We start from the raw sequence: 23,862 nt of genomic DNA, 5'->3' as shown, positions 1-23,862 counted from the left end.
GGATGGAGAGGGCTCACATCTTTTTGTGCTCCTTGCGGAGCCGTTCCGCGTCTTCCCGGATCCGGGCGGCGGCCTCCTTGACCTTGGCCCAGCCGTACCAGTGCATGTAGTCGGGGTTGGCGTGGAAGGCCCCCTGGAAGGCCCGCTGCCGGTACTCGAGGAAGATCAGATAGAGCTCCTGCTCGGCGACGCTCTTCGCCTCATAGAACTGGAGGAGATCCGGGGCGTATTTCCACCCCTGGGGCTTCGTCAGGATGCCGTCGTCGTAGAGGGCCTTCACCGTCCGGATGGAGTCGGCGAAGATCTTGTCCACTTCCCGGATGACTTCGTCCCCCGCCCTGAGGTTTTCGATGGCGTAGCTGCGGGAGTGGCACTTACTGCAGACTTCGACCATCTTGGCCCGCTCCCGGTCGAAATCCTCTTTGGTGAGGCGGGCGATCTTGGCGGCCTTCACCGCGTCGAGCCGTTCGGTCGGTTGCCCCTTGTCGTCCAGCACGCCGATGGCCTTGAGGATCGTCACCCGGTTGTCGAGCCATTCCTTGTCGTCCTCGGGGAGGCGAAGGGCCAGGAACCCCCAGGCGGTCATGACGCCGTGGTTCCCGTCGGGCATGTGGCAGGTCTGGCAGGTGGGGGCGCGGCCGGTGGTGGGCTCGATCTCCCAGATCGTGCCGTGCTTGGAGGTCTGCCACATCTCCCACTGGGGATGGTCGAAGCCCATGTGGCAGGTGCGGCAGGCGCGGGGATCCTTCGCCTCCTTCACCGAGAAGCTGTGACGGGTGTGGCAGGAGTCGCAGGCGCCGCTGCCGTATCGCTTCAATTCTGTGGCGGCCTTGTCGCCGATTTTGTGGCAGGCTGAGCACCCCTTGAGATCCCCGCCGCCAACGGCGGAAGGCTGGTGCGTGATCATCGGCATAGCCTTCATGACGGTCCAGGCGAGGGCATGTTTCCCCTCACGGTATTCCTTCACCCGCTTGGGGTGGCATGTGGCGCAGGTGTCGGGGGAAGGGAGCTTGACCTTTGCCACATCCTCGGCTGATTTGTGGTCCGAGCCGTGGCAGGTGGAACAGTCAAGGGTCTTGCCCATATTCCCGGCCAGAAACTGGGTGACGATGCCGGGTGTCACCTTCTCGTGGCAGTCGATGCAGGCGGATTTCTTCGCCGCGACGGCAGGCGCAGCGATCAGGACGAGCAGTGCGAGTACGGCCGTTACTGCCGGCCAGCCGATCCATCGTTTGTTCATGACTTCCTCCTTGAATCCCGTAGTCGAAATCGAGCTCCCCTCCTTAAGATTTTATTAATAATTACTTCAGGTTACCGCAAAAACACCGCTCGTCAAGGCGACCGTCACCCCGGGCTTGTGTTTTTTTGCGCTCCCCGTCTCCCCTGACCGCCACAAGCGCGTCCGGAAAGCCCGGCGATTCCGGGATGATTTCACCCCACCTGCCCACTCACCCCTCCGCCCGGGCATCCCCGGCCTCGTTGACAAGTCATTTCGAGCGCTTACACTTACACCAGACGGCCCACAGCCCCCCTCCCGGCCGAAGCGGCGGAAGAAGCGCCCTTATTGACGCCCCATGAGGGACGCAGTTGACGGATCGGTCTCCTGCTTCCCTGAAAGCGGAAGGAGGTAACATATGATCTCACGCATCATCAGAATGTGGTTTGTTCTTGCTCTCATCACCATTGCAGTGGTGGGCAGCCGAGCAGCCCTGGCTCAGAGCGGGACAGAGCAGAAACAACCATCACTCTACAACCGTTTAGGCGGGTTGGCCCCGATCTCCGTCGTGGTGAGCGATTTTATCGATGTCCTGGTTCCGGACCCGGTCCTTAATGCCAATCCTGCGATCGATGCCGCCCGGAAGCGAGTGCCGCCGCCGTATCTGAAGTATCACGTGACCGCGATGGTCTGTCAGGCAACCGGAGGACCGTGCCAGTACCACGGACGGGGGATGAAAGAATCCCATGCGCACCTGAACATCACAGAGCGTGAGTGGGACAGAATGGTGACGATCTTCAAGGAGATACTCGCCAAGCATGACGTTCCGGAGAAGGAGTCCCAGGAACTGCTGAAAATCGTGGGCTCCACGAAGGCTGACATCGTGGTGTCCAATAGCGGCAAATAGGGAACGGTGGGGGACGTTGTTCATTTGTTAGGGAACGGTGGGGGACGTTGTTCATTAGGGAACGGTGGGGGACGTTGTTCATTTGTTAACCAACCCGCCGGCAATAGATCGAAAATTCAACACATTAACATGTCTCCTCGTCCTCCTCCCGAATGGAAGACAAGTATGGCGTTTCATGGCAGATCGTTCCCACCATCCTGGGTGAGCTGTTAAGTGACCCTGATGCCGAAAAATCGAGGGTTATGAAGGCGATGCTTCAGATGAAGAAAATCGACATAGGGGCGCTCAAGCGGGCGTATGAGGGGCAGCGCCAGTAACGTCTATGGAGCCCGGCACAATAAACCATCTCAAGCAACTCTACGGGAGGAATCAAGCCAATGAGACATTCTCGCCCAACCTCAAGCAAACGTACTTCTCGTCCAGTAATGCCCCGAATGAGTCTACTTTCGTCCTTCGCCCTTCTTTTCATGATGGGGACACTCTCTCCGGCTTTTGGTGACAGCCCCCACGAGGTGTGGGCGATAGATCAGTCCAACTCCCCAGGCAAAACTTTCGGGGGCCGGATTTTCATCTGGCAGGGAAACGAGATAGAGTCCCAACCGGAGAGAGCCACTCCCGAGGTGATCGACCTCTCGGGGGCTGTAAGTGACCTCTGCCTCAATGAAACTGGCGTTGCCCCCGTGCGGCCGCACATGCTCGCTTTTAATGCGGATCAGTCCCATGCCATTGTCTCCTTCGTCGCAACTGGCCACGTCGTCTTTCTGGATGCAAAGAAGCGCACGCCACTCGCCTGCATCCGGACTTCACCCGGAGCGGGGGGCGCCCGGCAGGTTCACTTTGCCATCCCGTCGCCGGATCAGACGTACGTGGCGGTGGCGAACCAGAACGGCAAGCTCTTCGAACGGATAGACACGGACTACGCGACGAACACCTTCGTCCTGAACCCGGCCGCCATGATCAACCTGCAGACGTGCACGACGCCAAACGGCGTGCCCTGCGAGCTTCCGGGAGTCCGGAACGACAACGCGCCCATCTGTCCCATCATCGACTCCACGAGCCGGCTCTCGTTCGTGACCCTGCGGGGTGGAGGCCTCTTCGTCATAGACGGCAAAACCACGCCCATGCAGATCGTGGCCGAGTACGACCGCGACACCATCCATCCGAACGGGTGCCTCGGTGCCGAAACCGCGGGGAAGATGTATATCGACTCGGGTGGCGGCACCCCTTCGAATCTGTTCGAGGCAGATCTTTATGCGCTGCCGCTGACTGGATATTCACCCGCCAATCCACCCAACTCGCCAGTTCCAAAGCTGATATTCAGTGAAGACGTGGACGAGGCGGACACCCACGGTGCGGCAGTCGTTCAGCATGGGCGGTTCCTTTGGGTGGCCGATCGGGGCCGGAACTTCCTGTTCGTGGTGGATACATCCATGGACGTGATCGTGAACCGCATCAACCTGATTGGGGATGTAAGCGATGACCCGACCCCTGACCTCATCTTCCCTTCGCCGCAGGGGACCCGCGTTTACCTGTCGCTTCGGGGGCCGAACCCGCTCACGGCGGACCCCCACGTCAGCACGGGAAGCACGCCCGGGGTCGGCGTGGTCAAGGTGAAACATGGCGGACAAGACGGCGACTTCCTGGGGGTCGCTCCCGTAAGTAACATCGACGCCGCAGGAATTGAGCGAGCGGACATCCACGCCCTGGCGGTGCGCAGGAAGTAGCCTCGGGAGGGACGTGATGGTTCCCGTCTCATCCTGTGAGCCTCTTGAGTAAGTTCCGGCGGCTCACCCCCCTGCTCGCTTTGCTCGCTTCCCCTTACAAGGGGGACTGAGGGGACCCGGCCGACGACAAGCGCTGCATCGGCTGCGCACGCGATCAACCTCACCGCCGACGAGGCTGATCGCGTGCGCGGCGCCTACGGCCCAAACTACGATCGTCTTGCACAGGTTAAGAGAAAGTACGACCCGACCAACCTCTTTCACATGAACCAGAATATCAAGCCGGCCTGAGAGAACGTGAGGAACAGGATGAAATGAGGGGGCGAGAAACCAGGGAGGTAATCACATGAATAATCAAGCACCGTTTCTGGATGTCAGGAGTTTTGTTTCGGAGGAAGGAAGTCGAAATGTCATTGAGGGCGAGACTTCAGTTCCTGCCATGAGCCCTTTTCTGACCTTTTATGAGTCCGAGGCAGGGGGCGGCCCGGTGGATCCTGAGGCCGAAGAGTACGTGGCGTTCCTCAACGAGCTGTACGACGAAGAGTTGGATGAGGGTCTCTCCACTCTGGTGGATGAGGCCGCGGCCATCTACGAGACGCGCTTCTCCTCCGAACAGGAAGACCCCCAAACCATCGGGTACCAGGCCGAACGGCTCCTGACCCAGCACTTCGCCCCCCTCGCTGCCGAGGCCGAGACCATGTTCGGGTCCCTGGCCAGGGAACTGGGCCGGCGCGATCTCATGACCCTCGGCGACAACGAGATCGAGACCCTTGTGGACGGGTATCAAACGTCAGGAGAGCTGGCGCCGAACTTCGAGGAGTTTCTGGGAAAACTCAAAAAGGCCGTCAAGAAGGTGGCCAGTAAGGCCGTCGATCTGGCCAAGAAGGGAATCAGCGCCGCGGCCAAGCTGGGACTCGGGCCGATTCTCGAAAAGCTCAAGGCCCTTGTCAGACCGCTGCTCAAGCGGGTCATCCAGACGGCCATCGGCAAGCTCCCCGCCCAGCTTCAGCCCATGGCCCGGAAGCTGGCCGAGCGCCTTCCCTTCCTGAAGGAACTCGAAGAGAGTTATGAAACCGCGCCACAGGACGCCGAACTCGGCCAGGCGGCCGGGATTCAGCATGAGTTCAACCAGCAGGTGGCAACCCTCCTCTTCGCCCCCACCGAGGTGGAGCAGGACCTGGAAGTGGCCCGGGTGCTTACGGAACAGCAGGCTCCCGACACCTATCCCCTCCCCGAGCTGGATCGCGCCAGGGACCGCTTTACAGAGAACCTGCGCGGCCTGAGGGAGGGGGAAGATCCGACCCCCCACGTGGAAAACTTCGTTCCGGCCATCCTCCCCGCCCTGAAGATCGGCATCAGGCTCGTGGGCCGAAAAAAGGTGGTGGGTTTTCTGGCGGGCTTCCTGGGCAAGCTGATTCAGAAATTCGTCGGGCCACAGTATGCCCCTCCCCTATCCCAGGCCATCGTGGATGCCGGCCTGCGCCTCATCCACCTGGAAGCCACCGCGGAAGATGAATCCAGGGCTGCCGCGTCGGCCGTGGCGGCCACCGTGGAGGAAACCGTGCGGCGCGTGGCGGCCGCACCGGACTACGTCCTGGACAGCCAGGAACTCCTGGAAGGCTTTGCGCTGGAAGCCTTTGAACAGGCTGCCGCCGCCAATCTCCCGCCGGTTCTCCCGGGGGAAATCTATAAAAAGCGCCCGGACCTTGCCGAGGGGAGAAAGCTCCGGGGGGCCTGGATCATGATGCCCCGGGGCCTGCGGAAGCGGTTCAAAAAGTTCAGCAGGAGGATTCCGATCCTTCTCGCGCCCCACAAGGTTGCGTCGCTGGAAACCTTCGAGGGGGTTCCCGTGGATGAGTTCCTGGAAGAGCAGCTGGGGCTGGCCCCCGGAGAGGAGGTGGAGGCCTTCGTCCATCTCTACGAGGCGATCCCCGGCACGCGCCTCTCCGATATCGCCCGGCAGGAGGAGACTATCCCGAAGCTGGACACCGCCAATGGGCTCGGCCAGCTCCATCCCCTCACCCGGGAGGCCGCGGCCCTGCTGCTGGGCGAACCGGAGCTGGGACGCGACGGGGACCCTCGCACCGTCAGCGATCCCCACGCCCCTCAGGTCGGGCAGCGGTTCTACTACCTGGAGATTCCCGGGAAGCGCCCCCTCATGATTCCGGAGCCAGGGGGCCGGGCCACGGCACGCCGCTCCACCAGGGTCAGGCTGATTCTCGACTTCCCCAGGAACGAGATCCGGGTTCGTCTCTTTCTGAGCGAAATCCGCGCCCAGGAGATCGCGGTGAAACTTCGCCAGCATGCCCACATCGGCACCGTTGCGGCCCGCCTGGGGCGCATTGCGGAGCGTGGGGTGCGCAGGGCCCTCATCGGCGGCTTCGGCCGGTTGAAGATCGTTCACGAGGCAGTGACGCCGGACCAATGGGCGGGCACCCTTCGCCGATTGCCTTCGTTCGTTCCCCAGGTTCTCATGGGACGGCTGCAGGAGTGGATTCTCAAGGGGCTCATCGATCACCTGAAGCAGCGTACCGAGGAGTTCATCAAGGCTGCGGAGGACACCGCCGACGGGGTAATGCTCGTGATCACCCTCGGCAATCCTCCGGGGTTCCCCCAGCTTCGCCAGGCCCTCAAGGGAAAAGTGCTTTCGCCGGCCAGCCTGAAGATGTCAGGGGGGGCGCCCGAGGTGAAGATCAGCATCACCCCCGGGTACAGCCATGAATGAGTCACATGCCGCGATGAAGGCCCAGCTCGCCCGCCAGGTGGCCCACTGGACGTCGGCAGCGGCGCGGCTTCAGGACCTGGACGATCTGGCGTCGCCCGCGGCGTGGCGCACCCTCGAAAGCTACCTGGGTCTGGCCATCCGGCGGCATCTCACGGGGGTTGTCGACACGCTGAGCCGGGAGGCCGCCACCCTGCAGGCGGCGCTGGCCATGGTCTCTTCAACGGCGGATCTCGAGATCGTGAGGCGCAAGCTCCTGGCCTTCCGAGCCCGATATCTGCAGGTGGAGACGACCCTGGACTACTATGCCGACGCCATCAACACCCGCACGGCCACGACAGTTGCCGGGCTCCTGAGGGCCTGCGACACCCTGGCGCATCGGAGCATGGGGCAGCTTCTCGATCAGTTGGGTAAGCCGACCCCGGTGACGCTTACCTATATTGACAAGGGGTTGGGGGCATCAATCCTGAAGGCCGGGCTCCGCCTGTGGGATCAGACCAGCATCAGTCCCGTGGCGGCCATCAAGATCACCCGGCACAACCTCTACCGCCCCACCGCCCTGATCCACGAAGCCGGCCATCAGGCGGCGCACATCGTGCGCTGGACCGGGGAACTCTCCTCCGCCCTTGCCGCCGGCCTGAGCGCCGCGCCGGCCGGCGTCGGCGAGGCATGGGCGGGGTGGGCGTCGGAGATCGCGGCCGATGCCTTCGCCTTCGTTCATACCGGGTACGCCAGCGTCGCCGCCCTGCAGGATGTGCTGGATGGGGGACCGTCCATGGTCTTCCGCCACATTCCCGGCGATCCCCATCCCGTCAGCTACATCCGGGTGCTGCTCGGCGTGGAGATGTGCCGGCAGTTCTACGGCGCCGGCCCCTGGGACGACCTGGGCCGGTCCTGGACGGAACTGTACCCCCTGGAACGGGCGCCGGGGGAAACCGCCCCCCTGCTGCGGGCCTCGCTCCCCCTGCTCCCCCGCATCGTGGAAGCCACCCTCCGCAAGCCCATGGGGGCCTTTGGCGGCCGTCCCCTCGTTGCCCTGATCAATCCCGACCGCGTCAGGCCGGAGGCGCTGCTCTCGCTGGAGAAGGAGCTGGGCGCCGCCCTCTACACCTCGATGCACTGGATCTGGACGGAGGCGCTGCGGCTCCTGGCGCTGACCGGCCTGCGCATGGCCACCATGCGTGAAGAAGATGCGGATACCGTCAAATACCAGAAGGAATGGATGTTACGACTCGGCGGCGCCTTGCAGGCCGCTTAATTCAACGGATGGGAGGATACAGCCATGGCAGCAAAAGCTTCCTATGAAGAGCAGAACAAAGCCCTCAACGAGTTCGAAGCGATCCGTAAGGTTCTGCGGGTCCCCTTTCCCGAAGACATGAGGGATCTCCCCCCGTCGCCGACCCCGTTTCCCGAGGAAAGACGATGGAAAGGTCCATGTCTCGGTTTCCAGGCCATTATCATTAACTTGGCTCCCACGACACCAGCGGAGAAGCCAAAAACCGGGAAGGAAGCGTGACCGCGGAGACGATGCGGCTTCTTTTCGGAGTTCAGACAACTTCAGATCAGAATACAGGAGGTATTCGATATGTTCAGACGATTCGCAGGCACAATCCCCGAAGGCGCCCTGAAGATGTTCCAGTGTCACCCCGCGGTGCTGACAACGCTGCTGGAGGCGGCCTGGGAATTCAGGGCCCACGACTCGACCCAGCCCCCGGTACTCCCGCTGGGACACCCGGGCCACCGGAGCGACATCTCCCCGCTGCCGGATTTCTGGCTCGACAGGCTGAAAGCCTTCGCCCAGATCCAGGCGCCCGCCGGCTCAGTTCCGTTCGACGCGGAGGGGACGGTGCTCTGGGACCACCTCATCTACGCCTATATGATCGAGAACACCCGGATCTACGAGATCTTCCGGCGGGTCCTGTACGAGTTCCTGCACGGCGAAAAGCTGGGGGTCCCCACCGCCGAGGCGCATCACTGGCTGCGCGCCACCGAGGAGCTCTTCTACCGCGAACCGCCACCCTTCTCCATCACCACCATCACCAGCCACATCCGCTCGGACATGCGCGCCTCACGGCGCAACGCCTACTGGCGCATGTTCGGCATGGACCTGAACCACGGTGTCGACGAAGGGCAGCCCTACCCCTATATCAAGGCGGATGCCTACAACAACGAATTCGTGACCGTGTTCGAGGAGCTCCTGCGGGAGGTCTGGATCGCCATTTCAAACGTGAACAACACCAGCGGACCCAACCCGAAAGACGAGGGGAAGATCGCGAATATCGTGGCGAATCTGCAGAATATGCTCATGTCGCGCAGGGCCAACGGCAACCTGTCGCGGGAGGAGTTCGTCTTCGTCGCCATGATGTCCTGGTTCCACCTGACCGTGTCGTTTGATTCCCCCATCATTCAGGCGCTCCGGGCCGAGGCGACCGGTCCGGAGCAACGGCTCTTCAAGGTGGCGCAGCGCGTCGGCCTGCCGGCCCACGGCCTGTCCAAGAGCTACTTCGATATCTCTGACCAGATATCGCGGGTCCTCATCCAGATCGAAGCCAGCGGCACCGGAATCGTTCCGGCCCTCGTGGCCACCGGCACGTCCCTCAATTCGCTCCAGACCGCGATGAACACCATCATCACCCACTGGTCAATCATCACCGGGCGCGACATGAAGGCCGGCAAAGTGGCGGTACGATAAGCTCGAGGGGAAAACCCATGAATGCTTTCGACAGAAAAAACCGCCCTCCTCCCCATCCATTGGAAGGTCTCCAATCCCCGTTCCTCGACCAGGAGATCTTTGCGGGGCAAGGCGAAGAAGAATGGGAGCCGCGCCTGGGGGCGCTGGAAGCGGCGAGCCCGTTCCCGGGCGCCTTTGAGCTGTCAGGCGCCGGCAGCGCCCCACCAGGCGCGGAATGGGAAGAGAAGTCCCCATTCCGCGAGGCCGAGGGTTTGTTCGAGGCCGAAGGCGGCATTACGGGGGAAGATGACCGGACGGAGGTTCAGGACACAAAGATCGCTCCCTATCGATGGATCTGCTCCGTCACCTACGAGAAAGACGGACAGACCCTTGACGGCGGCAGCGGTTTGCTGATCTCGAACCGCCATGTCCTGACCGCCGCCCATGTCATCACCGAGGCGGGATCGGGCCCGTCGGCCCCCTCCCTCTATGTGTACCCCGGCCGTCACTATGGCGGCGAGCCCTTCGGAAAATTCCTGGCGGCCAAAACCCGGGTGCCGAACTTCAGGATGGACTTCGGCCTGATCACGCTGAACAGGCCGGTTGACCCGGGTTTGCTCTGGTGGGGCCATCCTTCCACCAACACGGAGTGGTGGAGCGAGGCCGTGATCCCCTTCCAGGAACTCCGGCAGCGGGAGTTCCCCGTCATTACGGCCGGATACCCGGGCGCGAAAGACGCATATCGGCGAAGGATGTACGAGGCGCGAGGCGTCACCGTGTCCGCCACCTTCGGGGCCGCTTTCCGGCACACCGCCGATACGACCCAGGGTCAGAGCGGCTCGCCCATCTGGACCGAGCGGGGCGGCCGCCGGATTCTGATCGGAATCGTGAGGGCCTTCGACCAGTTGCCGAACCAGATCGGGGTTTTCGTTCACGACAGGATCGTGCGGGGGCTGGTCGAGCGCTGGATGGCGGAGGACGCGCCCAGACCGCGGCCGGTCGAGCGGCGGATCGCGCTGGAAATTCCCTACCGCTGGGTCTGCCGACTGGAGGTCCACGACAATGATCTCCGGCGCGTGGTGGGATACGGGACCGGCCTGCTGATATCCGACCGCCACGTCCTGACATCGGCCAGGGTCATTCACGGCTTTTCGAAGGACCGTCGCCGATACTCCGTGCGCATAGCTCCCGGTTACGAGTTCGGCAAGGAGGCATTAGGTTCCGCGACGGCCTCGAAGGCCAGGGTCTCTCCACGGTTTTCACCCGGGACAAGCGACGCCTCGGCGGACTACGGACTACTGACGCTGTCACGGCCCCTGGGGAGCGTGACCTACCCGGCCATCGGGAACGCCGCGCTCGGCAGCTGGGGAGGCCCGTCCCACGGGCTTTCCACGTCCGCGGCGGACTGGAGCGGCAAAAAAGCCAGCCTGGCGGCCTTCTCCCGCTCGTCCGGGGGGGGCGCCGGGCACCACAAGCTTCGGGTCTCTTCCGGCGGAATCGTGGGCCTCAAAGGGGGGCAGATTCTGCACCGGGCAGGTAACAAGCTGGATGCGCCCGGCGCGCCGATCTGGGTCGAAGAGAGTGGGAAAAGACTTCTGGTGGGGATTGCCTCCCCGATTTTCTCCAAGGACTACGACGTGAACTGGGGCTGCTACCTGAGCCAGGAAACGCGCTCCCACCTCATGGAGTGGATCAATGAGGACTACGAGCGAAAAGAGCTCGAGGCCGGGGAGCATTTTAGCCCGGACGAACTGGAGTCACTGCCGGCATCTCCGGACGCCGAAGCCGAAGGCCCCGCTGCCGAGGTGTATCCCGAGCAGGAACTTCAGGACGGGTACCTGGAGGCCGAGAGCCAGACCGACGATTTTCTGGATTCAGCGGAGCTTGCAGAGACTGGATACGAGATTGAGCAGTACGCGCAACCGGACGAGTTCCGCTCGAATGAAGAAGAGTACAGCGGGGATTACGAGACCGAAGATGCGGCAGTCGAAGGCGAAACCTTTGCCGGCGCCGAGGAGTACGGGGACGAGAGCGAGTTGTTCGAGGAACTTGTCCCCCTGACCCTCCCCGCGGCGACCCCGAAGCTCCCCAGCGACGCCGCAATGCGGAGCCAGTTGCAGGCAATGGGAACCGCGGAAGCCCGCGCGCTGGATCAGGCCTTTGCCTCGTTCGGAGATTTCGGAAAATTCGTGAATCGGCTCCCGACCGCACTCAATGCGGTCTACAAACCGATGGGGGGGCTTCCGGAAAAACATTTCGTCCATGTGGCCCGCCTGGGTGCCGAGTCCTTCATCTACGGCGCTCCCCGCCTCGAAGGGAACCGGTACTACCCCTGGGTCGACTATCCGGATCTCAACCAGGCTGCGGAGAGTTCGAAACTGCTGGCAAACTTCCTCCATTTTTCGATGAGCAGACTCCATCAAATCAGCCGGATCGCAACCCGGCCGGAGACCCATCGGCGGCAAATGGACCGGGCTGGTGTGCTGTTCCGTTTCTTTCACACGGAACTTGCCAGTGGGTTCCGCCGGACGGGCATGGCAGAATCCCTGCTGCTCGACTATCGAACGCTGCTGGTGCAGATCATCTGGCTGCACTACCAGCGGCTCCTGGACGGCTGGCTGGCAACGGCGGCGAAGTCCCGTCTGCCGGACGGAGTTATCGGAACCGAGTGGGTGAACATCCTGCGCTTGGCGGCCATCACGCTAGTCGACGATGCACGAGCCCTGGTGCCGACATTCAACCTGACGGCAACGCTGTATCGGGATTACTTCGACCAGAAGCCCGCCAGCGACATCGGCTATCTGCACTATACGAGTACACCTCCGCCGTTTACCGGCCACGGCCCGGACATGTCGTTCACCACCGTATTCCGGCGCCGCGTGGAGCAAAAGGCGCTGATAGAGGATCTCCGCAAGGAGTCGGGTTCCGCTCCCCTTCCGAACCTGCATGACAGCGCCTCGTGGCAGGCCTGGGTACGGACCGCGTGGGACAAACCACAGCTGCGGCGCGAGAGCAAGCTGGCGCTGGTTCTCGGCCTGGTGGGGCGCTACTTCAACGCTTTCACGATTCATGCTCCCCATGACCTGCGCGAGGGATGCAGTGAAAAAAACTATCTGACGCGTGTGTTCCCCCGTGCGGTAACGGGTTCACTGGTGCACGACTGCTTCGTCTACGCCTGCCGCTGGATCCACATCCTGGGCCGGCTGCTGACGTCCGGCTCCATATCCGACGGCATCGCAAAGCCGCGCATCTTTCTGATCGAGATGCCGGCCCACGTTGGTGTCATGATCCGGGGGGAAACGACGTTCAACCGGCATATAGTCGTCAGCATCAACAACAAGGACGCGCAGATTCACGAAATAGACGCCGGCGAGACCGACGAGGCAGGGGCGCAGAAGGTGGTAGAAGACATGTACCGCGGGATGAAGACCCCCTATGTCGCACGGCGTCTCACGTCGAAACCGGCGGACGCGAAGGCGCTCTGGAGCGAGGTCTGCAAACTGGCGGACAAGAAACTGGTGCTGCCCTACAAAGACCCGAAGGAACCGCCGCACCTGCGATACCTCAAGCACAATGCGCTGGTCGCCCGCATCGGGCGGGAGTTCACGGATACCGTGCGCGCCTCCTGGAGCACACTGCGTCAAAGCCTGAACAAGACCGGAGGCGGCCAGACCTCGGCCGACCTGGTCCGCAGCGAGATCAGGAAGCACACGACGCGATTCGAATCAGCGATCAAGTCAGCGACGGATAAGATCGACAGCGAAACCAAACCGTTGATCAAGGAGATTAACGCCGACCTTGACGCACATAAAAGTCGGATACCCACGGGGGTGCTGATTGTCGAAATCGCCCCCAAGGCACTCTTCGCCAATGAAGTGGAAGCATACCGGAATGCGTTGAAAAAGGCTGTGCAGACGGGCGATGTCTTAGCGATCAACCCGGATCTATTCTTTCCCGACAATGACTTCGCGGCAGAGGTTGAATGATGACAGGCACGAGGTGAACAACCATGAGCTCTTGGGAAGAAAATGATCGACTTCCGCATTCCGGTCCACGGAGCGACCTTGAGTCCCCCTTTCTGGCGGAAGAACTCTTCGCCGGCGAGGCCGGGCCTGAGTGGGAAGCGCGCCTGGCAGTATTGGAGGCGGAGAGCCCGTTTCAGAGTGCCTTCGAGGAAGGGGACGCCGCCCCCTATGGGCCGGTGGAGCCGGAAGAGGAATTCGTTGGAAAAGAATGGGGCGCCGCGGAAGGTTTTTCGCCGCTTGAAGGCGAAGCATACGACGAGCTGGCATTGGCGGAACTGGAAGAGAACCGGGAACTCTGCTACGAGGAGGAGGCCCCCTTCGAGGAGGGAGAGACCGACGAAGAAAAGCCCCTGCCACGGATGAAGTTCGAACTCCAGACCAGCAACCGGATCTGGCGTAACGATGGCACGACCGCGAGTCTCCTTGAACGGAAATACGGCCCCGATGATTTTCTCGTCGACAAGAAAGGAGTGAGGCTGGAGTCCGAGACGAACGGGGTTCTGGAGTTTGAAACGGAATGGTTTAGTTCATGGACTAAACTGGAAGAGGCCATAAATAAAGCGGCCAAGATGACCGACAACATTAATGGAGCGGCTGCGTCGAAATTCGAGAAGTCGCGCAAGGCATTCCCGTTCAGCGTGGATCATCTGCGGAAGGGATCGACGAAGGAGCTGCGCCAGGGCTTCTGGGACAGAAAACCGGGTATGGAAGGCGAGAAGGAAAAAATCCTTCGGTCAGGTGAGGAACTGGAGGTCGAGATAACCGATGCTTCCTGGGAGGCGGGGATCCAGTCTTCGGAAAGTTTCCTGCTGGAGTACTACGAATCGTTCCTCAGGCAGCACGAATGGCCATTTTACCGGGACGGCACCATCAAGCACGCAAAGGCGGTCCTGGATGGTGCGAACACTGTTGGCATGACCGCCACGGAAGTGGCCAAGCTGCGCAGCTTCCTCCAGATCATCATCAACTACATCATGCGCGGACAGGGAGGCGCGGAGAGCGACAAGGCCGGAGCATTCTCCGATGTTGAGGGGATGCCTGCCAAGCAGGCCTTTACGCTGATGAGCCGGACCAACTTCGCGTCGATGCACAAGGTCCTGTTGACAGGAAAAGAAAGGAAGCTGTTCGAAAAAATCGTAAAGAATGATGCGGTCCTCAAGGAGATGGGGCTGGATCGGAAAAGTCCGCTCTTCATCAAAGGATATGGAACGAAGCACCATGAACCCGGCCCCACGGTATACCAATGGCTGGCAGGGATTGCCAAGGGCGTGGACCTGCTGTCGGCGCGAAGCGGTAAAAGCCTGAGCGCGGCCATGGGCCGCTACAACGTGGAAACCAGAAAGGGGAAAAAGGACCAATGGCTGGTGAAGTTCGAAACCCGCAATACGGTTCTGGGAGCTGTGGGGATCAAAGCCAAGGACTGGGTAACGTACGCCCAAAAGCTGTTCGACACGGCGGGCAAGAGGGAGAGTGATGCCCTTGACCTCGCCCAGAAGTTGGGGATTACCGACGAGAACAAGCTGACGAATTTCATCTTCCACGCGCGCCATCCGGAGCTGGAAGGGCGCCGGATCCGGGAGAGTGAACGCGCTCTCGCCAAGGAGTGGCTGCAGATTCGAAACGAGCTGGTGCGGGGTGTCCAGCCTGAACTGGAAGAGTTCGAGGGGACCGGGGAAACGTTCGAGGATTTCCATGATGCCGAGTTTGTCGACGACGAACCGGAGGAGTTCCCTGAAGCCCTTTACGGGGAGACGGGACTCGAAGAGGCCGAAGAGGCCGGGTATGCCGATTACGAAACAGAGGACGACGAGTATCCGGTTGAAACGGAGGGAGCGTGGGAAGAGGGGTTCTCTCTTCCAGTCCCCTTCTTTCCGGCGAAGCCCGGTGGCGTCGCCGTCAGTTCTCCCCACACACCCGTTCCCCTGTTCCCGCCACGACCGGATGACCCCCTTGCGGCCGACCCGAAGATGGCACATGCGCTCAGGCACGCGATTGCCGCGTTTGAGAAGGATCGCAAGCTCGCGCCGGGCACCTTTCCGGTCCGGATCACGGTCGTCGACGTGACCAATGCGTCGGGCCCCCTCCCGTCGGCCGGCCACTTCGAGACCGAGACCGACTACATTGCCAGCGAGGCCAAGGTCGCGGTCATGTACGCTGCCTATGCCCTGCGGGATATGGTCAGGCGTTTTGCCGCAACCACCGGAGCCAACCCGACAAACCTGTCCGCCTGGCTCGCCACACAGATGGACCCGTCAATTGCCAAGGCGTCCGACAACATCGCCCGTTCCCTTCTCATGGACGCACACCGCGTCCCTTCGTATCGAAACGTCTTCGAGCCGAAACCGGCCAGCCTGGGACTAAGGGCTACCGTTGCCTTCTCTCCCGCCTTTGAGAGAGCACTGGAGGGGATGATCGTACCGAGCAACAACGCCCATGCCGCCGCGTGCGTTCACGGAGTCGGCTATGGGTACCTGAATGGGGCTCTGGCTGCGGGCGGCTTCTTCGATCCTTCAACCAGCCAGGGTCTCTGGGTCGCCGGCGACTTCCAGGAAGGAAAGAAATGGCCTTACGTGCGGATCGTATCCCGCAATGATGGTCTGGTTGCGCAGGCCGGCACCACGAGGGACATGGCCAAACTCGTCTCATTGATCATGACGGACCGGCTGCTCGACCCGGCCAGCTGCGCCGAGATGCGCGGCAGGCTGGCCAGGGCCGCAAAGGGGATAGACACCCCCTGGGTCGCACGAACGGGAGTCTTCAAACCTGGGACGATTACCCACAACAAGCTGGGACTTGGGCCCTTGAAATCGAGAAAGATCGTCAGGTCGGAGGTCAGCGTCTATCAGTCCCCGGTTGCGAAGGGACGGCGTTACGTGGTCGCCTGGCAAAATCTCGTCGAAGTAAGGCCGATCGGTTTCGCCGACATTGCCAAAATCATCAAAGCGACGATCACGGAGTTCGAGAGGTAGCAACTATTCTCAAGGAGGAACACAATGGTCAACAATCCGGTAATCTGGTTCGAGATTTACGTTCAGGACATGGACCGCGCAAAGGCCTTTTACGAATCCGTGTTCGAGGTCACGCTGCAACAGCTGAACAGCCCCGGAATCGATCTGTGGTCATTCCCCATGACGATGGACCGGACCGGGGCCGGCGGCGCACTGGCAAAGATGGAAGGGGTAGCGTCCGGGGGGAACAGCGTCATAATCTACTTCAGCTGCAGTGACTGTGCGGTGGAGGCTGAACGCGCCGCCAAGCATGGCGGGCAGGTGCACCGGGAGAAGATGTCCATCGGCGAATACGGCTTTATCGCCCTGATTCTGGATACCGAGGGGAACATGATCGGTCTGCACTCGCTGCAATAACAAAAGGAGGGATACCATGACCACAGGAACACTGTACGAAAGAATCGGCGGGGAAAAGGCAATCGACGCGGCGGTGGATCTTTTTTACCGGAAGGTGCTGGCGGACGATCGCATCAGGTATTTCTTCGACGGCGTCGACATGAAGAAACAGGGGAAGATGCAGAAGAACTTCTTCACCTTTGCCTTCGGCGGGCCCGTCACCTACAGCGGCAAGAACATGAAGGCCGCCCATGCGCGGCTCGTCACGGAAAAAGGGCTCAACGACAGCCACTTCGACGCGGTTCTCGAACACCTGGCCGCCACCCTGCGGGAGCTGGGCGTTGAGGATGAACTGATCGGCCAGGCCGCCGCCGTTGCCGAAACCGTTCGCGCTGACGTGGTGGGGAGAGCGGCCTGACGCAACGGCTCCAGCATCGCACACAAGGAGGATAGACCCATGGCCTTAGTAGCTCCATTCAACGTAATTGTCGACACGGCGGATTACTGGAGGGGAACCCTGGTCGACAGCCCGGCGCTGGTGGCCGGAACGGTTACGGTGCCGGCACCCGCAAACTGGAATGTAATTGCAGATAAGTTTGCCGAATTTTTCAGTGCAGACGATTTTAAGGTTCAGGCAGTACACCTCCTCGGCCTGCATCCCCCCGAGGCACCGAACCAGTCCATTCTGCGGGTCAATCTTTTCAACGTTGTGCCGGGAACGACCGACGTGACCGTTACCGACGACCGGGACCATGGCAACCATGACGATTTCATGCTGGTTACCTACCGGCCGCTCCTCCTCAGAGGCGCACCGGCCCCGGGATTTGCCGAGGTGGAGGTGGTGGTGAAACACGTGACGACGGGGTTCATCTACCCCGTCGCATACCTGCGAAGCGACTTCCGCCTCACTAACCAGGGCCATTCCGACTTCACCGGAACAGGGTACTGGACCTACCTCTCCGTTGACCCGGACGGCACGGTTTCGCATCTGCAGCCCAAGCCGGGGGGCTACGTGCACCGCTGCGGACAAGCTCCGGAAGTAACCATGGACCGGAACGGAAATGTCCTGATGGCCTCCGAGGGGGTGGGATTCGCTGCCGTGGCGCGCTGGGAAACCGGGGGAGCAGGGCGATATTCCGTGGCGGGTGATGCAGCTGGCCATGGAAATTTAGAGATCCGCCTGAACGGACAACCGGTCTTCAGGGAGTCGCTGACCGAAAAAGAGCACGTCTTTGACCTGATGCTGACCATCGAGGACAAGGGCGCCATCGATGTGGTCGTTACCGAAGGGTCTGCCCGAGTTGCCATGCTCGTCAGCAGCATCACCGAGACGAAGCAGGAGCAAACGCAACCCCACGGCAGGCGATGCCAGGATTGAACTGGGCTTCGCCACCCATGCCCGGTCCCGAAGGAGAACCCCATGAAAAGCATGGCAATCGTGATTCGCGATGACGGGTACGACCGGCTCCTCACCCCGCTGACCTTCGCCTATGTTCAGGCAAGCGAAGGTGTTCAGGTGGATATCCTGTTCGTGCTCTGGGCCGTGAAGGTGCTTACGGAGGAGGGCGCGCGAGCCGTCCATATCGACGGGCGCCACGGGGCCGAAGAACCGTGGCTGCGGGACCGGCTGGCCCGTGCCGGCGATCCGGTGGAGATCTATGATTTCCTCAAGCTGCTCAAAGGGACAGGGAAGGTGAACTTCTACGGCTGTCGCCTTGCCGCAGCCACCTTCGACGTGGACCCGGCGAACCTGATTCCGGAGACCGACGGCATTGTGGATTCGGGGTGGTTCCTGAACGAGAAGGCGGTCAAGGCCGATCACTGCCAGTACTTCTAAAGCAGCGCAGAACACGAACCTTCAGTTTGATTACCAGGTCATTTTCGGCCTGTTGCACTTACGTCATGAGTACGAATACTCATGACGGTCCACCAGGGAAGGTTGCCATGGACGGTGACCATCGCAAAACGGGAAAACCGCTCTTTTGGCCCACACGAACGGGCTGAGGGGGCGGTTTATTCATTTTCGGGGGGAGTAGTCGTCCCTTCGGGCAGGAGGTCACCATGTGGCGCGAATTTCGATTCCGGATCGCAACCCTCGTTGTCGGCACCTGTGTGCTGGCATTCTCGCCCGGCGGCGCCCAGGACACAAAGCCGGCACCCGCCGATGACGACATTGCCCATCACGAACGGATGCTGACAGAGCGCACGACCCAGACGGAACGCGCCCGGGCGGCCATGGCGAAAACGGCCGGAGAGATCCGTGAAGTCCAGGAGAAGCTTGGACAGGAACAGGACCCGACCGTGCGAAGACACCTCCAGCTCAGCCTGGAGAAACTGCGCGTGCGCCTGCTGCGCCAGACCATCCTCCAGCGGCGCGCCGAGCTGAAACAGCAGGAAGTGGCGGAGCATATCGCTATCCTCCGGGAGGGGAAGAAACTTCCGCCGGACGAGAGCCGCCGGAAGCGGTTCGAGGCCCTGTCCCGCCGACTGGAGCGGGCCGAGGGGTTGATGGAGCTGATCACGGAGTATCAGGAGTCCGCCATCAGCGACCGGGAGAAGAAGCGCATCTCCCAGCTCTTGGAGGACCAGCGGAGGGTGATCGCGGACATCAGGGAGGCCATTGAGGACCTTGAGGGAAAGGATGACCCGACAGGGCAGCAATGATCGAACCGACAGGTTCAGGAGGAAAGCCCATGCGCACAGGACTATCGCTCTCAGGAAGCTCGCCGTGGCCGCGGCTCGTTGCCCTCGCGCTGGCAGGTGCCCTGCTGGCCCTGTCGGGGTGTCGCCCCAGCGCCCCCCTGCCACCGACCGTCGTCAATGCCAGTTTTGACTTCGCACCGGCCCTGGGAACCGAGCCCCAGGCCCTGAGCTACCGCTGGCTCTACCATGCCGGCAACGACGTTACCGGTCTCCGCATCAATCTCGACACGGGGACCCTCCCTCCCCTGTCCCACGTCAATATCCTGGACGGCTCGGGGCAACTGGTGCAGCAACTGACGGGGACCATCGGCGGCTGGTCCTCCCCCATCGACGGCAACAGGGTCCATGTTCACATCTGGTCCCAGCCCACGGGGCCGGTCCCGGGCGTCCGGATCAACCAGATGGAATACACTCGGCGCCAGGGCCCCATCTTCCCCGAGGAGCCGCCACCCGGCGCGTCGAACTACGCCACCGCCCGCCGCCTCTCCCACAACCTGGCCGACTATGGACACCTGCGCGGCACCGACTACGCCAACTACTACGTCGCCTCCAACCTGGCCGGCAAGCCCATCGACATCGTGGTGCAGAGCATCGACAACGCCACCCTCGACGTCTACACCAGCTACGACGAGTTCCTCATCTCGCCGGACCGGGCCGTGCACCACGTGGTCGCCACCAACGGCAACCCCGCCTTCATCGAGCTGGACAGCGCCCCCCGGGACAAGATCTACCTCACCGTGAAATCCACCAACGGCAGCGGGCGCTACTACGCCATGGTGAACCACGTGCGCCACAAGTTCCATGTCTCCTACGAGTTCGAGGGGAGCGACCTCTGGGACCGCGCCTCCCCCAACGGCCAGACCTACTTCGACCTGGCCCGGGCCTTGGCCGTGGACGCCTCGCGGCAGCTCTACGATTCCACCGACGGGATGATGCGCTTCGACACGGTGACCATTTACAAGACCGAGCGTGACTTCACCGTGGCCGACGTCTACATCCACGACGAGGACGACTTCCGGGCCAACGCCAACTCCTGGGACATCGACATCGCCCGCAACCACCTGGAGGATCGCAGTAGTTCGACAGTGGTCCATGAATGGGGACACTACGAGTGGGGCCTGCCGGACGAGTACGACGAGATCGACGAGGATACCACCGACTTTCTCTGCCCCAACAGCATGATGTCCAACCGGTCACCCGATTTCTGCGTGGACATGAACCACGACCCCACGGGGGAACTGGGGGGCGACAGCATGTGGTACGAGATCTGGGACCAGTACTCGGGCGATCCCCGTGACCCGGGGAGGATTCCCCGCAAGACCGAGACCCCCGGCGCCGAACGCTTCACCGGTCTCAACCTGGAGCCCTTCATCCAGTGGCGGGTCTTGGAGTAGCAACGGTCAGTCCGTGCCGCCAGACATCCGATTGGCTGCAGGGCACGGCTATCACCACCATGGCTGACGCGCCATCATCATGGCGTTCGAAGCAGCCGCAACCGGGGTGCTTGGCACCCCGCCAGACAAGGAGGCAACAGATGGCACGAAACAGAACATGGACAGCGTTGTTGGCACTGGTAACCCTGGTAACCCTGGTCGCTCTTTCAGCCCCCTCATGGGGCGGCATGCTGCCGCCGCCGAAGGGGGAGCTCTTCACGGCCGACCTGAGCGGCTATGAGGAAGTCACCCCGAAATCGACGGCCGGCACGGGAAGCTTTAAGCTCACCGTAGCGAAAACCGGCATGATCGAATACGAGCTGAGCTACAGCGGCCTCGAATCGGAAGTGAGACAGGCCCACATCCATTTCGGCCAGCCGGGGGTGAATGGCGGGATCATCGTCTTCCTCTGCACCAACATGGGTAACGGGCCCAACGGCGATGAGCCGGCGTGCCCCCAGTCCGGCACCGTCAAGGGAAGCTTTGACGCCGACGACATCATCGGCCCCACCGACCAGGGAATCACCGGAGGCGAGCTGGACGAGGCCCTGGCAGCGATCCGCAGCGGCGTGACCTACGCCAACATCCACACCGTCGTCTATCCGGGCGGCGAGATCCGGGGTCAGATCACCGAGAAAAGAATGGGAATGATTCCCTGGCTGCAAAAGTGACCGCCAGGGTTCATATGTTTGGCAGAAGTAGCAGCATTCGTCACATGGAGGTGACCAATGGCACGGAAACGATCAAGGCTGGGGTGGCGATTCTTCGTCCTCCTGGCAACGATGACGCTTGCCCTCGGGGCAGGATTCGCGGCGGCAGAGGACCGGCAGGACTTTCCCGGCGCCGTCTACACCATGAGCAACGCTGCAGGGGGCAACGAAATCCTCGTCTTCAAGCGGGGAGCCAACGGCATACTCACCCCGGCCGGCTCGGTCCCCACGGGGGGACTCGGGACGGGCGCGGGGCTCGGCAACCAGGGGGCCGTCGTGTTGAGCAAAGACAACCAGTGGCTCTACGCGGTCAACGCCGGGAGCAACGAGATATCGGTCTTCGCCGTTGACCCGCAGGGGCTCACGCTCGTCGAAACGGTTCCCTCCGGGGGAGAAATCCCCATCAGCCTCACGGTTGACCGGAAACTCCTCTACGTCCTCCATGCGGGGGGACGGGTCGGAGGGGTCGACACCATCACCGGCTTCACCATCGGAACCGACGGCAAGCTCTCGCCGCTCCCCGGCTCCACAAAGCCCCTGAGCGCCGACAACACCAACCCCGCCCAGGTGGGATTCACCCCCGACGGAGACGTCCTTGTCGTAACGGAGAAGGCCACGAACATAATCGACACCTACACAGTCGGCAAAGACGGCCTGGCAAGCGCCCCCATGCCCCATCCCTCCGCGGGCACTACCCCCTTCGGGTTCGCCTTCGGCAAACGGAGCCAGCTCTTCGTCTCCGAGGCGGCCGGCGGCGCCCCCGACGGGAGTTCAGCCTCCTCCTACCTCGTCTCCGACGACGGCGGCCTCACGACCATAAGCCCCGCGGTTCCCACCACCGAGACCGCAGCCTGCTGGGCACAGGTCAGCAACGACGGCCGCTTCGCCTACGTCGCCAACGCCGGCAGCGGATCGGTCTCCGGCTACCGGATCGCCCACGATGGGACAATCGCCCTCCTCGACGCCGACGGCCGCACCGGCGTCACCGGCGCCGGCCCCACTGACATGGCGTTTTCCAACAACGGCCGCTTTCTCTACGCCCTTCGTTCGGGGAGCGGCGCCATCAGCGCCTTCCGGGCAGAGGCGGACGGGAATCTCCTCCCCCTCCCCGGCATCTCCGGGATGCCGGCCGGGGCCAACGGCCTCGCAGTGTGGTGAGAAGCCATGTGGCACGCAGTGGTACCCTCCCTCGGGCTATTCCCTTCGTGCCGAATCACCAAGGAGGATCACCATGACCAAACCGATTCCGGAAGGATACCAAACGGTTACGCCGATGCTCATGTTCAAGGATGCCGGAAAAGCCATTGAATTCTACCGACGGGCATTCGGCGCGGAGGAGCGCTTCGTCATGCCGGGGCCCGACGGCAAAGGGGTCATGCACGCCGAGCTCCGGATCGGCAGCTCGATCATCATGATGGGGGAAGAGCATCCGCAGGAGCCGTGCAAGAGCGCGGAGACCCTCGGCGGCTCCCCCGTCAGCTTCTACATTTACCTGGATAACGTCGACGAGGCTTTCAGGACAGCCCTAGCAGCAGGAGCAGAGTCTCGAATGGCGGTGGAGGACATGTTCTGGGGCGACCGGGCCGGCACCGTGCAGGACCCCTTCGGCTATAGCTGGACCCTTGCAACCCATACCAAGGATCTGACGCCGCAGGAAATCCAGCAGGGCGCGCAGGCCTTCTTCGCCCGGATGGCTCAGAAATAGAGCGGGGCCTCAAGGGGGGGCGCGGCAGCATGGTCTCAATATTGCCGCGCCCCCCCCTACCCGGAAAGCCGCAGGAACCGTTTTACGAACACCATGACGTGAACTCCCTTCGCGGTGGCGAAACCACACCGTTCCGCTCACTCCCTCATCCGCCTCCATGATGCCTCGCCCGCCTTCCTCCCCCGCAAGAAACCAGTCTGCCCCCTGCAATAATGCAACTCCACAACCTGCCGTTTATCAGCCCACCCCGAACCTGGATAAGCACTTGACAAGGAGTCTTTAACCGGCTCTAATTCATCAACATCCATCAAAACGCAGCGGAGCAACAATGCCGACACGCCCCCCGTCACCAACAAATAGAGCAAAAGAGCTAAACGCCGCCAAGAAACAAGCCCATCCCCTGGGTGGAACAACCATCGGCACCACCCTGCGCCCCGGGCAGAAAGGGACCCGCGAACTACTCAAATCCTACGGCGACCAACTCGTCTGCGTCCGTTACCGCTACGACAAGGCCTTGGGCAAACGGTACAAAACCGTGGAACTGATCATCGACGAACAGGACTGGATGCCTGGCGTAACCATCCAGCCCGACAGGCGTGCGCCCATCGAGGTCGGGTATGGTGAAACAGAACTGCGCGAACAGATCAAAGCCGCCGGCGGCTTCTGGAATGCCGAAAAAAGGGCCTGGATGCTTTCGTACCGCAA

Annotated in this window: 19 protein-coding genes and 2 pseudogenes; 20 read left to right on the top strand and 1 reads right to left on the bottom strand. The window is 62.0% G+C overall.

Annotation, left to right across the window (positions count from 1 at the left end):
* Positions 1–13 precede the first annotated feature (13 nt).
* On the bottom strand, positions 14–1,240 hold the full coding sequence (locus RCH91_RS09695) for a multiheme c-type cytochrome (protein ID WP_306534568.1): 1,227 nt from the start codon (positions 1,238–1,240) through the stop codon (positions 14–16).
* 394 nt (positions 1,241–1,634) lie between these two features.
* Here RCH91_RS09695 and RCH91_RS09690 point away from each other — a divergent pair, with 394 nt between their 5' ends.
* From RCH91_RS09690 to RCH91_RS09605, 20 genes and pseudogenes are all read left to right on the top strand, one after another.
* The gene (locus RCH91_RS09690) at positions 1,635–2,123 is read left to right on the top strand and encodes a group 1 truncated hemoglobin (RefSeq protein ID WP_306534566.1); all 489 of its coding nucleotides are present in this window, start codon (positions 1,635–1,637) and stop codon (positions 2,121–2,123) included.
* Positions 2,124–2,275: 152 nt separating this feature from the next.
* A pseudogene (locus RCH91_RS21460) lies at positions 2,276–2,440 on the top strand (VOC family protein); the annotation flags it as partial.
* A gap of 117 nt (positions 2,441–2,557) precedes the next feature.
* Complete coding sequence (locus RCH91_RS09685; RefSeq protein WP_306534564.1) at positions 2,558–3,847, top strand: hypothetical protein; 1,290 nt, start codon at positions 2,558–2,560, stop codon at positions 3,845–3,847.
* A 165-nt stretch (positions 3,848–4,012) separates the two neighbouring features.
* Positions 4,013–4,135: pseudogene (locus RCH91_RS21455) on the top strand (BBE domain-containing protein); the annotation flags it as partial.
* Positions 4,136–4,331: 196 nt separating this feature from the next.
* Positions 4,332–6,569, top strand: coding sequence for a hypothetical protein (locus RCH91_RS09680; RefSeq protein ID WP_306534562.1), 2,238 nt, complete (start codon positions 4,332–4,334; stop codon positions 6,567–6,569).
* Positions 6,562–7,824, top strand: a complete 1,263-nt coding sequence (locus tag RCH91_RS09675; protein ID WP_306534560.1) for a hypothetical protein — start codon at positions 6,562–6,564, stop codon at positions 7,822–7,824. The genes RCH91_RS09680 and RCH91_RS09675 overlap by 8 nt, the downstream gene beginning before the upstream one ends.
* Before the next feature lie 24 nt (positions 7,825–7,848).
* Positions 7,849–8,082 (top strand): hypothetical protein, encoded by a 234-nt coding sequence (locus RCH91_RS09670; protein ID WP_306534558.1) that lies wholly within the window; start codon positions 7,849–7,851, stop codon positions 8,080–8,082.
* 69 nt (positions 8,083–8,151) lie between these two features.
* Positions 8,152–9,258 carry a hypothetical protein gene (locus RCH91_RS09665; protein ID WP_306534556.1) on the top strand — a complete coding sequence of 369 codons (1,107 nt, stop codon included), beginning with the start codon at positions 8,152–8,154 and terminating at the stop codon, positions 9,256–9,258.
* Between the two features lie 17 nt (positions 9,259–9,275).
* Positions 9,276–13,223 (top strand): serine protease, encoded by a 3,948-nt coding sequence (locus RCH91_RS09660; protein WP_306534554.1) that lies wholly within the window; start codon positions 9,276–9,278, stop codon positions 13,221–13,223.
* Between the two features lie 23 nt (positions 13,224–13,246).
* The gene (locus tag RCH91_RS09655; RefSeq protein ID WP_306534552.1) at positions 13,247–16,231 is read left to right on the top strand and encodes a hypothetical protein; all 2,985 of its coding nucleotides are present in this window, start codon (positions 13,247–13,249) and stop codon (positions 16,229–16,231) included.
* Between the two features lie 24 nt (positions 16,232–16,255).
* Positions 16,256–16,627 carry a VOC family protein gene (locus RCH91_RS09650; protein WP_306534550.1) on the top strand — a complete coding sequence of 124 codons (372 nt, stop codon included), beginning with the start codon at positions 16,256–16,258 and terminating at the stop codon, positions 16,625–16,627.
* A 16-nt stretch (positions 16,628–16,643) separates the two neighbouring features.
* Positions 16,644–17,024 carry a group 1 truncated hemoglobin gene (locus RCH91_RS09645; RefSeq protein ID WP_306534548.1) on the top strand — a complete coding sequence of 127 codons (381 nt, stop codon included), beginning with the start codon at positions 16,644–16,646 and terminating at the stop codon, positions 17,022–17,024.
* Between the two features lie 39 nt (positions 17,025–17,063).
* Complete coding sequence (locus RCH91_RS09640) at positions 17,064–17,984, top strand: hypothetical protein (protein WP_306534546.1); 921 nt, start codon at positions 17,064–17,066, stop codon at positions 17,982–17,984.
* 42 nt (positions 17,985–18,026) lie between these two features.
* Positions 18,027–18,443, top strand: a complete 417-nt coding sequence (locus tag RCH91_RS09635) for a hypothetical protein (protein WP_306534544.1) — start codon at positions 18,027–18,029, stop codon at positions 18,441–18,443.
* A gap of 224 nt (positions 18,444–18,667) precedes the next feature.
* A complete protein-coding gene (locus RCH91_RS09630; RefSeq protein ID WP_306534542.1) occupies positions 18,668–19,270 on the top strand; it encodes a hypothetical protein in 603 nt (200 codons plus the stop codon).
* A gap of 29 nt (positions 19,271–19,299) precedes the next feature.
* A complete protein-coding gene (locus RCH91_RS09625) occupies positions 19,300–20,703 on the top strand; it encodes a hypothetical protein (RefSeq protein WP_306534540.1) in 1,404 nt (467 codons plus the stop codon).
* A 140-nt stretch (positions 20,704–20,843) separates the two neighbouring features.
* On the top strand, positions 20,844–21,413 hold the full coding sequence (locus RCH91_RS09620; RefSeq protein ID WP_306534538.1) for a CHRD domain-containing protein: 570 nt from the start codon (positions 20,844–20,846) through the stop codon (positions 21,411–21,413).
* Between the two features lie 57 nt (positions 21,414–21,470).
* Positions 21,471–22,610 (top strand): beta-propeller fold lactonase family protein, encoded by a 1,140-nt coding sequence (locus RCH91_RS09615; protein WP_306534536.1) that lies wholly within the window; start codon positions 21,471–21,473, stop codon positions 22,608–22,610.
* 73 nt (positions 22,611–22,683) lie between these two features.
* Positions 22,684–23,157 carry a VOC family protein gene (locus RCH91_RS09610; protein ID WP_306534534.1) on the top strand — a complete coding sequence of 158 codons (474 nt, stop codon included), beginning with the start codon at positions 22,684–22,686 and terminating at the stop codon, positions 23,155–23,157.
* A gap of 328 nt (positions 23,158–23,485) precedes the next feature.
* Positions 23,486–23,862: hypothetical protein (locus RCH91_RS09605; RefSeq protein WP_306534532.1), on the top strand; the 377-nt coding region annotated here is incomplete at its 3' end.

The organism is Geobacter sp., assembly GCF_030834625.1.
Classification (GTDB): Bacteria; Desulfobacterota; Desulfuromonadia; order Geobacterales; family Geobacteraceae; genus Geobacter.
The sequence above is the reverse complement of the archived record's forward strand: the minus strand, read 5'-3'. Positions and strand labels throughout refer to the sequence as shown.